This is a genomic window from Empedobacter sp. R750 (assembly GCF_030324345.1).
GTDB classification, from domain to species: domain Bacteria; phylum Bacteroidota; class Bacteroidia; order Flavobacteriales; family Weeksellaceae; genus Empedobacter; species Empedobacter falsenii_C.
The window spans coordinates 63,815-76,758 of the sequence record NZ_JACAGF010000001.1; the positions used below are offsets into that span (position 1 = coordinate 63,815).

The 12,944-nt window shown below is 33.8% G+C and carries 14 protein-coding genes and 1 tRNA gene; 5 read left to right on the forward strand and 10 right to left on the reverse strand.

Translation table 11 applies throughout. The annotated features are described in order from the left end of the window. Positions 1–185 precede the first annotated feature (185 nt). The 4 genes from HXZ74_RS00380 (at position 186) to HXZ74_RS00395 (ending at position 2,644) form a co-directional block, all read left to right on the forward strand. Positions 186–256, forward strand: a tRNA-Cys gene (locus HXZ74_RS00380). A 17-nt stretch (positions 257–273) separates the two neighbouring features. Further along, positions 274–1,125 (forward strand): pyridoxal kinase, encoded by an 852-nt coding sequence (gene pdxY / locus HXZ74_RS00385; RefSeq protein ID WP_286473376.1) that lies wholly within the window; start codon positions 274–276, stop codon positions 1,123–1,125. Next, positions 1,122–1,865 (forward strand): AAA family ATPase, encoded by a 744-nt coding sequence (locus HXZ74_RS00390; RefSeq protein WP_115000825.1) that lies wholly within the window; start codon positions 1,122–1,124, stop codon positions 1,863–1,865. Before pdxY ends, HXZ74_RS00390 begins: the two co-directional genes overlap by 4 nt. Before the next feature lie 38 nt (positions 1,866–1,903). Beyond that, positions 1,904–2,644, forward strand: coding sequence for a YggS family pyridoxal phosphate-dependent enzyme (locus HXZ74_RS00395; protein WP_286473377.1), 741 nt, complete (start codon positions 1,904–1,906; stop codon positions 2,642–2,644). Between the two features lie 78 nt (positions 2,645–2,722). On the opposite strand, the gene HXZ74_RS00400 is transcribed toward HXZ74_RS00395, so the two are convergent. The 10 genes from HXZ74_RS00400 to HXZ74_RS00445 form a co-directional block, all read right to left on the reverse strand. Beyond that, complete coding sequence (locus HXZ74_RS00400; RefSeq protein ID WP_115000821.1) at positions 2,723–3,844, reverse strand: FAD-dependent monooxygenase; 1,122 nt, start codon at positions 3,842–3,844, stop codon at positions 2,723–2,725. Between the two features lie 352 nt (positions 3,845–4,196). Continuing rightward, positions 4,197–4,769, reverse strand: a complete 573-nt coding sequence (locus HXZ74_RS00405; RefSeq protein WP_260392463.1) for a Crp/Fnr family transcriptional regulator — start codon at positions 4,767–4,769, stop codon at positions 4,197–4,199. Between the two features lie 27 nt (positions 4,770–4,796). Next, the gene (locus HXZ74_RS00410) at positions 4,797–5,324 is read right to left on the reverse strand and encodes a condensin complex protein MksE (RefSeq protein WP_115000817.1); all 528 of its coding nucleotides are present in this window, start codon (positions 5,322–5,324) and stop codon (positions 4,797–4,799) included. Next, a complete protein-coding gene (locus HXZ74_RS00415; RefSeq protein ID WP_115000815.1) occupies positions 5,305–6,537 on the reverse strand; it encodes a hypothetical protein in 1,233 nt (410 codons plus the stop codon). The genes HXZ74_RS00410 and HXZ74_RS00415 overlap by 20 nt, the downstream gene beginning before the upstream one ends. Next, on the reverse strand, positions 6,537–7,232 hold the full coding sequence (locus tag HXZ74_RS00420; RefSeq protein ID WP_286473378.1) for a hypothetical protein: 696 nt from the start codon (positions 7,230–7,232) through the stop codon (positions 6,537–6,539). Before HXZ74_RS00420 ends, HXZ74_RS00415 begins: the two co-directional genes overlap by 1 nt. Positions 7,233–7,332: 100 nt before the next feature. Beyond that, entirely contained in the window at positions 7,333–10,050 is a 2,718-nt protein-coding gene (locus HXZ74_RS00425; RefSeq protein WP_115000811.1) for a coiled-coil domain-containing protein, read from the reverse strand. A 130-nt stretch (positions 10,051–10,180) separates the two neighbouring features. After that, complete coding sequence (locus HXZ74_RS00430; protein ID WP_115002075.1) at positions 10,181–10,711, reverse strand: GNAT family N-acetyltransferase; 531 nt, start codon at positions 10,709–10,711, stop codon at positions 10,181–10,183. 11 nt (positions 10,712–10,722) lie between these two features. Continuing rightward, on the reverse strand, positions 10,723–11,088 hold the full coding sequence (locus HXZ74_RS00435; RefSeq protein ID WP_115000809.1) for a DUF4180 domain-containing protein: 366 nt from the start codon (positions 11,086–11,088) through the stop codon (positions 10,723–10,725). An 18-nt stretch (positions 11,089–11,106) separates the two neighbouring features. Beyond that, positions 11,107–11,673 (reverse strand): TetR/AcrR family transcriptional regulator, encoded by a 567-nt coding sequence (locus tag HXZ74_RS00440; RefSeq protein WP_115000806.1) that lies wholly within the window; start codon positions 11,671–11,673, stop codon positions 11,107–11,109. Position 11,674: 1 nt separating this feature from the next. Further along, positions 11,675–12,565, reverse strand: a complete 891-nt coding sequence (locus HXZ74_RS00445) for a DMT family transporter (RefSeq protein ID WP_280061267.1) — start codon at positions 12,563–12,565, stop codon at positions 11,675–11,677. A 145-nt stretch (positions 12,566–12,710) separates the two neighbouring features. Here HXZ74_RS00445 and HXZ74_RS00450 point away from each other — a divergent pair, with 145 nt between their 5' ends. Further along, a complete protein-coding gene (locus tag HXZ74_RS00450) occupies positions 12,711–12,944 on the forward strand; it encodes a RidA family protein (protein WP_147280005.1) in 234 nt (77 codons plus the stop codon).

Consider the following 12,944-nt stretch of genomic DNA (forward strand, 5'->3'; position numbering starts at 1 on the left):
TTAATAGTTCTCGATACGCTGAGCTACTCGAACTGACGGCATTCTTCCAACATAACGTTTAAAGAAAATTAAAATTTTTGCTATCGTTTTCAATTAAACAAAATTCAAAAATTGGACTACCTATATTCTTAAATCTGGACGATAAAGACCATCCAAAATAATCTTAGTTTTGCATTGTTAATTAAGGTCGGATGGCTGAGTGGTTAGGTGAAGGCACGCAATGTCTTTTACAGTGGTTCGAATCCATTTCCGACCTCTATTTTTAGAAAAAGCATGAACAAAAAGAAAATTATCATCATCCACAGCAAGGTTTCCAACGGCTTTGTAGGTCTTAATACGACGGCGTTGGTGCTTCAATTGAGCGGTTTCGAAGTCATCACCATACCGACGGTGCTTTATTCCAATCATCTGGGATTAGCCACGGTTGGTGGCGGTCCTGTTCCAGACGATTTGTTTCTGGATTTGTTAGATGGTGTTTTGAAGTTGGATTTGCTCAACGACGTTGCAGCGATTGTTAGCGGTTATATTGGTACGGAAACTCAGGTGGAAATGACGGCTGATTTTGTTCAAAAAATAAAAAAATCGCATCCATCGATTACGTATTTGTGCGACCCTGTGATGGGTGATATTGACGCAGGTTTGTACGTAAATCCGAATGTTTCGACGAGTATTGAAAAGCTTTTGCTGCCGCTTGCCGATATGTCGACGCCCAACCAATTTGAAATTCAAAAAATTCTGAATACCACTACAAATTCTGCTGATGAAATATTGGATTTAATCCGTTCTAATGCGCTATTTTCTACTCAAAAAATTGTTATTACTGGTGCAAAATTCAAAACTACTTTACACGGAACTTTGGATAATTGTATTGTCGAAAATGGCGAGATGACCATTATCCGAAACAAAGAAATTCCTGTTCAAATGGCGGGAACGGGCGAACTTTTCGCTGCACATTTACTGTCTTTTTTGCTCAAAGGAATTCATTTAAATGAAGCCGTTTTGTTGTCGGGCGATATTCTGTCGAATGTTTTATTGAGAATGTTCAACAACGGCAGAATGGATTTTAACAGCGAAGATATCATTGCTTCACTGAATATTTTAAACCTTAATTCTTGCAGTAAATGAGCGTATTTGATTTAATTATTCAAAAAAAAGAAGCGGTAAAACTGGAAGATGTTTTCCTGAATGCGGCGAACAAAAAAGCGATTTCGCAACTCATAAAAGAGCATAGTTATTTGCCAGAATTGCAGAAATATGGACTTCCTGTGAATAACAAAATTTTGTTGCATGGCAGCTCTGGTTGTGGTAAAACGACGACTGCGAAAGCGATTGCCAATGCTTTAGGGAAACCGATTTTAATCTTAAATCTCAGTAATATTGTCAATGCCAGAATTGGCGAAACCTCCAAAAATATCAAAGAAGTTTTCGAGAAAGCTGGAAGAGAAAAAGCGGTACTTTTCCTCGATGAATTCGACCAAATTGGTAGGGCGAGAGGCAGCGACGACAAGGATGTTGGCGAAATGCGACGATTGGTAAATACGCTCATTCAGTTGATTGATTATTTTCCTGAAAATGCCTTATTAATCGCTGCTACCAACCATTCGGAGATTATAGATACGGCACTTTTAAGACGTTTTCAGTTGCATATTTCTTTTGAAAAACCGACCAAAAACGAACTGAATTTGTTTTACGACAATACTTTATCAGCAATCCCAACGCATTTAAAAAACTTCGACAGAAAATATGAAATTTCGTACGCCGAAGCCAAAGATGATGCTTTCACACAGGTTAAATCGCTATTGATAGAACAATTGGAAAAAGAAAATGCCAAGAATTCAGATCATGCTGAGAAAGTTGATTTATGATACATTCAGAAAGGTGGTTAATTAAAATTTATTAAATTATGAACAAGAACATCCTCGAAAATATCGCAATAATCGTCGACCGCATGCATAATGCTTGTCAAAAAAGTGGTCGAAATCCAAACGATGTGAAATTACTTTTGGCAATTAAAACCGTGGATGCAGAACGTATAAAAATAGCTTTGGATGCTGGTTATATCATGATTGCAGAAAACAGAGTGCAAGAATTGAAAGAAAAATACGAAGCTCTAAAAACGACGCCCCACACCAATCATTTTATAGGGCATTTGCAAACCAACAAAATTAAAGATATCATCAAATACGATGTGCAATGTTTGCAATCTTTAGATCGATTGGATTTAGCGGAAAAATTACATCAACGTCTTCTGTTTGAGGGAAAAAAGATGGACGTTTTTATCCAAGTGAATACTTCTGACGAGGAAAGTAAATTTGGAATTCATCCTGACAAAGCGATTGAGTTGGTACGTCAAGTCTCTCATCTGGAAACCTTGCAAATAAAGGGTTTGATGACTATTGGTCTGTTGAGCAATCATTCGGAGAAAGTACGAGCTTGCTTTAAACTCCTTAAAAATCTGCAACAAAAAATCATTGCTGAAAATATTCCAAATGTTGAAATGAACGAGTTGTCGATGGGCATGAGCGGCGATTTGGAAATTGCGATTGAAGAAGGCGCAAGTATTATTCGCGTAGGTTCTGCCATTTTCGGAGAGCGCATTTATCCTGACAGTTATTACTGGAATGAAGGAAGTAATTTGACCTAAAACAAAATCAAGACGCAGGATTTTGCTCAACTCGTTTTGCTGCGTCTTGATTATACTTAGAATGTATTGATATCACTGCTAATAAGCAATATCAAAGACTTTTTCCATTTGTTTTTCGTTGACCGAATTTGGCGTTGCTTTTACCAAAGTATTGCGAAGCCAAACTGCCAAAGCGTTTTCATAATGCGAAACTTTACCAATAGCAGCGCTGGTGTTGACGATATAATGGGCTTTTTTCATACGTAAGTTTTCGTATTGTGTGAATACTTCTTCCACCGTTTTTCCTTCGCCAAAAAGCTTTCCGAGAACATACGCATCTTCAATCGCTTGACAAGCACCTTGTCCCATATTTGGCGTGGTTGCATGCGCTGCATCGCCAATTAAACAAACACGATCTTTTTGCCATTGCGAAATCGGTTCCAAATCGATAATGTCGCTCACAAAGATGTTTTCCTTTGGGGTTTCAGAAATCATTCTGACAACATCTTTATTAAAATCGGTGAAAAGTTCCGCAAGATTGTTTGGGTTTTTTACCAAGTTTTCGTTCACAACTGCATACCAATAGACTTTTTGGTCGTTGATTCGCACAAAACCAAAACGTCGGCCTTTTCCCCAAGCTTCATGAGCCTGATGGTTGTATTTCCTTGCCCAATCCATGTCTGCAACACCACGCCAACATTTTTGTCCAGAATCTCTAAGTGTTCCGATGTTCAAAATTTGATTTCGAACCGCCGATTTTATTCCGTCGGCGCCAATAACAACATCCGCATTTGCAATAGTTCCGTCCTCAAAAGTGAATTTATAGTCCTCGTTTTTCTCAATTTTTGCCAAACGTTTGGAAAGCTGAATGTTTTCAAAACCGATTTCCCCAGCCAAAATTAGCTGCAAATCGCCACGATGGATGGCAACATTATGAACGCCATATTTACTTTCGAATTTATTCAGTTGTACGTCAGATAAGGTCTTCAACTGCGGGTCTGTAATTTTAATATTTGAAATTTTATGACCAGCATTTTCAATTTTGTGTCGAATACCCAATTTATCAAAAACCTGCATTGCATTATTTGCCATGATAATCCCAGCGCCGACAGGTTTTATTTCGGGAGCACTTTCGTAAATCGTTACATCTAAGTTGTTTTTTTGTAAGGCTAAAGCTGTTGTCAAACCGCCAATTCCGCCTCCTATAATTGCTATTTTCATTGTGATTATGTTTAAATGATGAGGCAAAATTACAAGTCCGAAAAGCCAAAAACGTTCACTTAAGTTAATTTCGGAAATACAAAAACGCTAAGGCGCAAATTTAAAGTTTGCTGAAAGTATAATCAAGGCGCAAGAAATCAAAGATTTTCCTTTGTCACCTCCTCATTTCCAAATGATTTACCGAGAAATTTTCCGTTTTTGAAAAGTTCTCGATACGCTTCGCTACTCGAATTGACGAAGCGTTTCATGCTTTGTTTTTATAAGAAATCTAATTTATCGCAGATAAATTCTTTGTGCCTTAAAAATGAAGTATTTAAAATAATTCGCGTCTTTGCGTTTTAAAATAATCACATCAATAAATCCGTTTCCGAATTCTGCTCAAAGATTGTGGTGTAATTCCCAAATAGGACGAAATATATTTCTGGGGAATTTTGTTCAGAATCTCAGGCGACTTTTTCAAAAGGTTTAGATAACGCTCTTCGGGCGTGTAAAAAAACAATTCGTCCAAACGTTGTTTTGCATCCAAAAAAGCCAAATCGGACATGTGTTTTGCCAAACGAAGCCAAAAAATATCTTTCTGAATCAAAGCTTCAACATCTTTCTTATCGAAATACAGAACTTCGGTTTTTAACAAGGTTTGTATCAAAGCGACCGACTTTTTGCCCGTGATATAACTCGCATAATCGCCGATGACATCATTATTAACCTGCAAAAGATAGCTGATGTCTTCTCCTTTTTCGTTGATGTAAAAAATCCGAACAGCACCATTCAAAATGAATCCCAAACGGTCGAAAACGCCGTTTTTGGGCTCTATCATTTTGTTTTTATCATAGTTGACAACATAACAAATTCCCAAAAACTCGTCCACACGTTCCAACGAAAGTTGAAGCGTTTCTGCCAATTTTTCTTTTAATGTTGTTGTCATCGTTCTAATGATAGTTTTGTTTTAAAATTAATTAATTTCTTGTTGTTCTTTCAATTTGGTGTTTGCAATGTTTACGGCAAATTCGAAAAATAATTTAACTGCCTTTGTAAATTTAAATTGATTATTTGATTTTTTCAATACATTTCTTCGATGCCAAGCCTCAATAAAAGTGTCAAATTTATCAACAGAAGTTTTTTCTAAAATCTCCCACTTTGAAGATTGTCTGAGCAATTGTTCCGTCTCCGAAATGTCAAAGCTAGCCAATTCTATAGTGTCTTTAAAATTTTTTCCGCTGTAATCAAGTTCTCGACATAGTATTGCTAGAAAAAGTACAAAATCTCTTGTGCGCTTTTCGTTGACTTCATTAGAAGACAAGTAAGCAAATTCGGCGTCAATAATTAGTTCGTATTCATAGGTTCTTTTGAAAAACTCTTTGTAATCTTCGGCATATTCATCTTGTTGCAAAATAGCAAAAAGAGGACTTGGATAAATGATGAATTTACCATCTAATAAGCTGTTCACAATGTCCTTATGTTCATTCGGATAATTTTTCATATACTTTTACTTTTGGCATTTTTAATTGGGCATCGGAAAGTTGAATGGGGAATCGCATTTCGTCTGTGTATTCCGCAACAAGGTCTTCTTCTAAAATTAAATTAGAAACAGCAAAAAACTTAGATAATGTTATATTTTCGGTATGTTCTTGCAAAACATCAAAACACCACTGATAGAAATTATCAAGCTTTTTTTCATTTAACAAACGTTTTTTGAAGTAGCTAGAATCTGGCAACCATTCTGTTTCCTCAATTGTTTCTTCATACAAAATTTCAGGTGTTTTGTAATTGAACTGATCTATGTAAAACTCTGCTTCACTACTAAATGTTTTAGAAATTACAGCTGTTCTCGTTTTTCGAAGTAGATTTGGTAATGGAATATTATAGTTTTCGGGATAGTCAATGTTTTCAATGAAATGATAAAAACCACTAACAATAAGAGAATCATTTTTAATCCTTTCTAGTAAAGGTAATAATTCTCGTGTCAATTTACCTATTGTTTGGTCCAGCTCTAATTTTGCATTTACAGTACTAGCATATAGTTTTTCAAATTCTCTTTTTAATGCATATGTATCTGCGAGAATTCTTTTTTCGCTGGCATAATGCTGAACCTGAATAATTGTGTTGATAATGGAATTTGGATTATCGATATTCAAAATAGCGTTTAGAGGAATGATATATTCGTTGATCCAATAATTTGCTTTTTGTATCCGTATAGAAAGATCGGCATTATTTTCTGTGTTTACCTTTAATGATTCCGTATCCCGCAGTAAGCGATAGGTTTGCGCTTGTATATCGTTAAGAAAATCTTCTATTACTTTGATGATTTCACGAATAAATAAGATGATTTTGGTTTCGTCTTTCTCAGTTTGCAAACTTGTGAAATGACTAAAAATAGCTTGATATCTATTTTTTAATGTTTCGGGTAAGTCTAGAACAAAATCATTAAAAATGAATTCTAAAAAAGAAGTATAGGTGCCATTTAGCTTATATTCTCCTGTCGGAAGTTGTCGGCAGAACTTCAAATCGGTTGAAATTCTAGAGAGATAAATTTTGCTTTCGCTTGTGGTATTATATTCGGAAATAAGTTGATGGAAAGGCTCAGAATCAAGGATGAAATCAGGTTTACTAATATCAAAAGCTTTCTGTACGAAATCATAATGATTTAGCAAAAAACGGAGAATATCTTTGCCTGAAATGTTTAAGCTACTCATCAGAATACTGCTTGTTGTTCTACAAAGTGACTTGTTTTAAAAATGTCTGTTCTTATTTTTACTACAATTTCTTCTTGGCTTTCCAAAACTGTTTTGCTGGGTTGTTGTAGTCTTCCATGTTTTGTTTTGATCGTTCTTGATTTGGTTTTCAAAAGTATTTCATAATTATCTGGTACAAATAATTTAGCATTCGGGAAAACACTTTTTACAAGCAAATAATTGTGTAAACCTATATAGTCATAGTCGGGAAAAATGAGAATTTCTTTTGCTTTTACTTTGTTTATTGTTGATTTTCCAAGACCGCCATACGTATGAATAAAGACAAATTCACTAGAAATGATTTGTTCTGCCATCAAGTAAGAATCCAAATTTTCGACAAAACAAATTTTTTCTGTTTCTAGAGATTTTAAAGTTGCTGAAAATGTCCCATATTTTTCAGTGTATTCTCTAAGATTTGTTTCGAAACCATTCAATATAACAGCGTGTTGACCTCTTAACAAGACTAGGTTTTGACTCTTTCTTGTAGCTGCTTTTGTGTTTCTAAAACTATGAACATTATCTATTGCAGTCAAATTGTTTAACTGTGCTTCTGGAAATTTTTCAAAAAAATACTTTTCTAAAGCATTCGCCTTTTTAAGATGATAACTTCCACCACCTGTTTTTGCTGGCAAATGTTCGATAAAGCCAGCATTCAATAAAGTTATAAAATCAGTAGATCGTTTAATTGAAATACCAATTTGCGAAGCATTTATTTTATGTTCGTTCAGTATTTTTTGGATAAAATTTTTAAAGGTTTTATTCTGCATCTCTATATTCTACTGGGAAAGATTGTAATTCGCCAAAAGTGATTTTTGGTTTTTGATTATTCTTAATTTGTGGCTCTTTAACCATATAATATTTTTGAATACCCTCAACTTTTCTTGGCGCCGCAAAAATGGGCACAAAATGATGATCTTTACAAAATTGAATTAAATGCTTTACATTTTTTTGCCCAATTGCATCTAATTCATCCACATAAATTATGATTTTATTTTCTGGTTGAGAATGAACCAAATCTTTCAGAATATTGAGAAATAAATATAGCTTCAAAACAATATTTGTTCCTCTGGATTGGACCTGTTTTGATAAGTCAATTTCTTCAATTTCCCCTGTTACTTTGGTTATTTCTACCTTTATGGAAAACAAATCATATATCGTAATGGGTTTTCCTTTGCTTTCTGACAGCTGTTTTTCCAAAGCTTTTTTACTGTCGGAATAAGCATTGTCAAAATCTAATCCATTCGAAAATTTTAGTTTAGAAATTCGATTCAAGTCCTCAATTAATTCTTCGGCTTCGTGAATTTTTACTTTCACGTTTTGTATATTAGAAACTGGATACTCTGCCAATTTGGTATTATAGCTTTTATAAATAAATGTTTTGAAATCGTTAAAAGAAGCGAGAAATGAAAAGGTTGGACTGCCAATTTCATAGGAAAGTGTATCTAACAAAGTTGTTATTACTTTGTTCATTTCGGGAATGTTTTTCATTTCCTCGTCAACTTGGCGGATAAATTCTTTAATGTCGAGGATGTCTTTATTCAATCTTTGATTAATGTTATCCTTTAAATCTTTGCGATTTTCTTTTGTTGTTCTGAAGCCTTCATAGATTTTAAAGAATTTATCATGTAATTTTTCAAAATCTTCATCTAGCAATTCTTCAATTTCATAAATATCATGTCGCTCTTGAAAATATTGATATTGATTTTTGTATTTTTTAAGATCGGTTTCGTATTGTTTTTTCTCATTCTTTTTAGCTTCTAAGTCAATTTGATCCTTTTTTATTTCATCATCTTTATGCTCAATTTTCTGTAGAATTGCAAGTACAGCTTTTCTAAGCGTATCATTTATTTGAATTTCGTTTTTCTCTTTAGTTTGTTGTAAATCAGGTTTTTGTGTTATTTTTTCAATTAAAATCTTGGTTTCCGAAATGGATTCTCTGAGATCGCTACTTTCTTTCTGTAAAGAGTTTTGATTTTTTATGGCTTCAAGTTGAAGCTTTTTTTCAGATAATTCTTTCTTCCTGATTTTAATATCTTCTTGTAATTCTTTAATAGTCGGTAAAGATTTTATTTCAATATCACTAACATCAATTTGTCCATCAAAGAAAGTTAAAAGAAAATTATCTTGGCTGACTTCTTTTTTTATTTTCGATTTGTCTAGATTGGCGACATCGCTATTCAGATAAGAAAAAGCTTTGCGAATTATTTCGGGGTCTTCTGAGATATTTTGGTACAGTAAATTGTCAAATTGTTTTATAGAATCTTCTTTTTTACTAATCTCTTTTTCCAAATCGTTTATCGATTTTTGAACCTCCGCTAATGTAAACTGACTTCTTTCTAATTGTGTAAGTTGTGCGTCAAGTTCTTTACGTTTTCTATCTTCAGTTTCTACTTTTGTAATTAAACCTTGGTACAGCATATTACTTTCTGTAGGCTCATAAGCTGCAAGTTCTTTTAAGTCAATATCTATCTTGATATTTGTATTCTTTAAAGATTCAATCTTGTTTTCTAATGTTGTTTTTTCCGAAATTAAACCATCCCGCTCTTGTTTATGAACAAGATTAATTTTTATTTCGAGGTCTCGCAAAGCAATAGAAATGGGGCTATTGTCCTTAATTTTTTCAGTTAAATCATTTTCAGCTGCATCAAACTTTCTGAAAAAAGTATTTTTAAGTTTGCCTAAAATTTTTTCTTCATCAACAAACGTATCATTTAGCAACTTTAGTCTTTCAAAATCAGATTTTACAGCGGTAAGGTTGCTTATATGTGCTTTCTTTTTTTCAAAATCATTTATTTTTTCAAAACTTGAAGTCGTAAAGACGTTCAAAAAAACATCTTGTCTGTTATCAGCAATCAACAACGCATTTTTGAATGATTTCTCGTTAATGTCACTTGTTTTGATGAGATGTTTGTAAATATCAGTAAAACTGTTAGAAAAAGCATTGCCTTTTCTTCTTACCTCTCTTTTGATCAAAACGACTGGATTTTTATTTTTATCCGAATTATAGACAAGATTATAAAGATCCTGAGTTCTTAATAGGGCTGGTGGATCTATAGGATTATCTGATGTAAGTTCTTGTAAAACTTTTTCCCATTTTTTAGCTTTAAAACCAGCATCTGATTTTTGGATAAAGTAAGTTTCTTTGTATTCTCCGTTTATTTTGTAATATTCAATAGAGTTTTCGGGTGTAGCTTTTACCAAAATGCAGTAAAAGCCATTTTTGAAAATCTCAAAAATAATGTAACTGTGTTGACTTGTTCCGTCAAAATAATGCTTCATCGAATCTGATAATTTTCTATCATCTTCGAATCTCATTTGGTCTTTGTCCGTTATGTAAAGGAAATTAAGCGTATTCAGAAAAGAACTTTTGCCAACATTATTTTCAGCGGTTATTTGGATGCTCGTATTGTCACCAATGTCGATAGAGGCTTTAGCATATAATTCTGAATTTATTATTACAATCTTGTTTAGCATTTTGATAACTTAACATTTGTAAATTTAATAAATTCCTTAATTATTTTCTTAAAATAATATTCTTTTTATAAATAAAATAAAAATTATCTTGCAATGTCGAAATTCGATGAAATTTGAAAATTAAAAGATTCTATTTCCATTCCTCGCTTAAAATAGCAAAAACCACGTCATCTGCCCAAGTTCCGTTTTGGTAATAACTTTTCACGAAATGCGCTTCCTTACGCAATCCAAGACGTTGCATCAATTTTTCAGACGCTGTATTTCTTGGGTCTAAAGAAGCCATAATTCGGTGCTTTTTCAAATCCTTAAAAAGATAATTAATTAACAAATTCAAAGATTCTGAAGCCAAAGCTTTTCCTTGAAAGGCTTTATCCAAGGTGATTCCAAATTCCACTTGCAAATTTTCTTCACCAAAAAAATGTACACCAATATCTCCAACGAGATTTCCTGTTTCTTTTTCCAAAATCACCAGCTGAAACCACGATTCAGGCTGATTAAATTCCGCTGGATTCTTCTCAATAAATGTTTCTACCTCCTCCAAATTTTCAGGAATCCAACCTTGATAAGCGTTGGCGATTTTGTCAGCACGATATTCTAAAACTCGCGCTGCATCTTGTTTTGCAATAGGACGCAAAATAATTCTTTCGTTTTCTAATTTCATTTTCTTAAGCTTTAAGCTATATTCCATCGAGAGAGCGCTTCATCTTTTGTGGCTACAAAAATAAACTTTCCTGCTTTATTACTTTCAAAAATAAAATCGTTGAGGCTTTTACTTTCATAAACTCTAAAATCACCAACAATCGCGATTTCAAAGCCATATTGCGTGAATTTTTGCAACATTTCGTCCGCCAATTTTGTTTTCAACTCAAAAAAATCGGGTGTAATATTTTCTTGATAAAAAATGGCTTTGTACGCCTGATGTTCATACTTGCAATCCATCATCAACTGCATTGCATCTTCGGTATTTGTCAAAAAAATTCCGTTGCGTGTTATTTCGACGATGTTTTCATCGTTTAATTTTATGATGTTGATGGTCATGTTCTTTTAATTTAAAATTTAACTTAACAACTTCGCAGCCATCGCTTTTGCTGATTCCAACGCAGATTTATTTTTCTGATAATTCGCCGTCATCGTTGCGCCTTCGATAAGAAGAAAAAGAGTTTCTGCCAATTCGGTTTTGGAAAATGAATCATTTTTTGATTCTTCATCCTCAAGAATCTCAAGTATTAAAGATTTGAATTTCATTTTATGTGTGTTGATAATTTCAAAAGCTTTGGTATCATCAAAAGGAATTTCGGAACTTGCTTTTAAAAAGGGACAACCGCCAAATTTGTTAGTCGTTTGGCGTTTAATTCGAAAATCAAACATCGCTAATATCTTAACTTCAGGCGTCTTTTGCTTCTTGATAAATTGATGCAATTGAGCAAACCAAGCATCGTTCGTTTTTTCCAGATATGCGTATAACAAATCGTTTTTTGACTTGAAATGATGGTACAAAGACGCCCTTGCAATCTCGGCTTCATCAATAATCTGGTTGATTCCTGTAGAATTGTAGCCTTGTCGATAAAACAATTCAGACGCGGTGTCCAAAATACGGTCTCTAACGGCAACAGATGATTTCATTTTACTTTTTCTTTAAAATATATACGCCAAACAAAATTAATAAAACCCCAGCAATGTCGACCCATCCGATAGGTTCTTTGCCCAAAGTTGCGCCAACAACTAATGCAACAATGGGTGCGATGTAAGCCACCGAAGCAGCCTTCACAGCGCCCATTTTGTCGATGATAAAATAATACATCAAGAACGCCAAACCTGTTCCCAGTACCGAAAGTCCCAGTATTAAGCCGATAGTTGCAGTCTTGTCTTGTAGAATATTCAGAATTCCATGAAACGGTGTTAAAATCAATAAAATAATCGATGCACCAACTAATTGATAAGATGCTAATGCCAAGCCCGAAATCTGCAAAGGACTGACATATTTTTTAGCATAAATAAAGGAAGCACCAAAACTGATGGAACCAATTATCATGTACAAAACGCCTTCCCAAGTGGTCGCGGTAATGGCTGCATTAAAAGGCTTTGCCAAAAGAATTATCCCCAACATTCCGATGATTAAACCAAGAATTTTTAATGCTGAACTTTTCTCTTCTTTTAAGAATATCAAACCTAAAATAAACGAAAATAAAGGCGTGGAACCGCTGATGGAACCCGCAATTCCCGAATACAAAAGATGCGAACCCATCACAAAACAATAATAGTAAATGACCGCTGCCAACAACGACATCACCAAAAAATGATACCAATATTTGAAGTGCCATTTTTTAAAAGCTTTTCTTGCAAACCCGAATGCCACGATTGGAATTGTTGCCAAAACAACGCGTAAAAATACGACTTGTATGGGCGAAATGTAATGCGCAGCCAAACGCATATACAAGAAATTACTGCCCCAAATGCATCCTAAAGCTATAAAAGCAGCTAAAGCTAAATATTTGTCATTCTTTATTTTATCCATTTTTGTACTCTTGATTTGGCAAAACTAAATATTATAAAACATATAGACAAGTCTGTCTATTAAATTTGTTTTTATATCTTTGAGAAATTATTGCAAAAGGCTGTTGAAATTCAGTAATAAACAGTAAATTTCAAAAAAAGTAGATATGAAGAAAATACTATTGGGTACGTTATTAATTGCGGGAATTGGTTTTGCACAAGCACAAAAAACAAAACCTACTGGTTTTCCGCTAAGTTCTTCCTTAGCTTCTGGTCAACATGTTTTTGTCTCGGGACAAATCGGAATGAATCCGCAAACTTCAAAATTAGCCAATGAAAGTTTTGAGGCGGAAGTTCGTCATACTAATTATTCTAATAACATTTTAAGTCTTACAAAGTAA

Excerpts from the sequence above, each read along its gene's own strand:
- HXZ74_RS00395 (WP_286473377.1), top strand. The coding sequence starts at position 1,904 with ATGAACAAGAACATCCTCGAAAATATCGCAATAATCGTCGACCGCATG.
- HXZ74_RS00400 (WP_115000821.1), bottom strand. The coding sequence starts at position 3,844 with ATGAAAATAGCAATTATAGGAGGCGGAATTGGCGGTTTGACAACAGCT.
- HXZ74_RS00450 (WP_147280005.1), top strand. The coding sequence starts at position 12,711 with ATGAAGAAAATACTATTGGGTACGTTATTAATTGCGGGAATTGGTTTT.
- HXZ74_RS00415 (WP_115000815.1), bottom strand. The coding sequence starts at position 6,537 with ATGAGTAGCTTAAACATTTCAGGCAAAGATATTCTCCGTTTTTTGCTA.
- HXZ74_RS00405 (WP_260392463.1), bottom strand. The coding sequence starts at position 4,769 with ATGACAACAACATTAAAAGAAAAATTGGCAGAAACGCTTCAACTTTCG.
- HXZ74_RS00425 (WP_115000811.1), bottom strand. The coding sequence starts at position 10,050 with ATGCTAAACAAGATTGTAATAATAAATTCAGAATTATATGCTAAAGCC.
- HXZ74_RS00440 (WP_115000806.1), bottom strand. The coding sequence starts at position 11,673 with ATGAAATCATCTGTTGCCGTTAGAGACCGTATTTTGGACACCGCGTCT.
- HXZ74_RS00410 (WP_115000817.1), bottom strand. The coding sequence starts at position 5,324 with ATGAAAAATTATCCGAATGAACATAAGGACATTGTGAACAGCTTATTA.
- HXZ74_RS00445 (WP_280061267.1), bottom strand. The coding sequence starts at position 12,565 with ATGGATAAAATAAAGAATGACAAATATTTAGCTTTAGCTGCTTTTATA.
- pdxY (WP_286473376.1), top strand. The coding sequence starts at position 274 with ATGAACAAAAAGAAAATTATCATCATCCACAGCAAGGTTTCCAACGGC.
- HXZ74_RS00435 (WP_115000809.1), bottom strand. The coding sequence starts at position 11,088 with ATGACCATCAACATCATAAAATTAAACGATGAAAACATCGTCGAAATA.
- HXZ74_RS00430 (WP_115002075.1), bottom strand. The coding sequence starts at position 10,711 with ATGAAATTAGAAAACGAAAGAATTATTTTGCGTCCTATTGCAAAACAA.
- HXZ74_RS00390 (WP_115000825.1), top strand. The coding sequence starts at position 1,122 with ATGAGCGTATTTGATTTAATTATTCAAAAAAAAGAAGCGGTAAAACTG.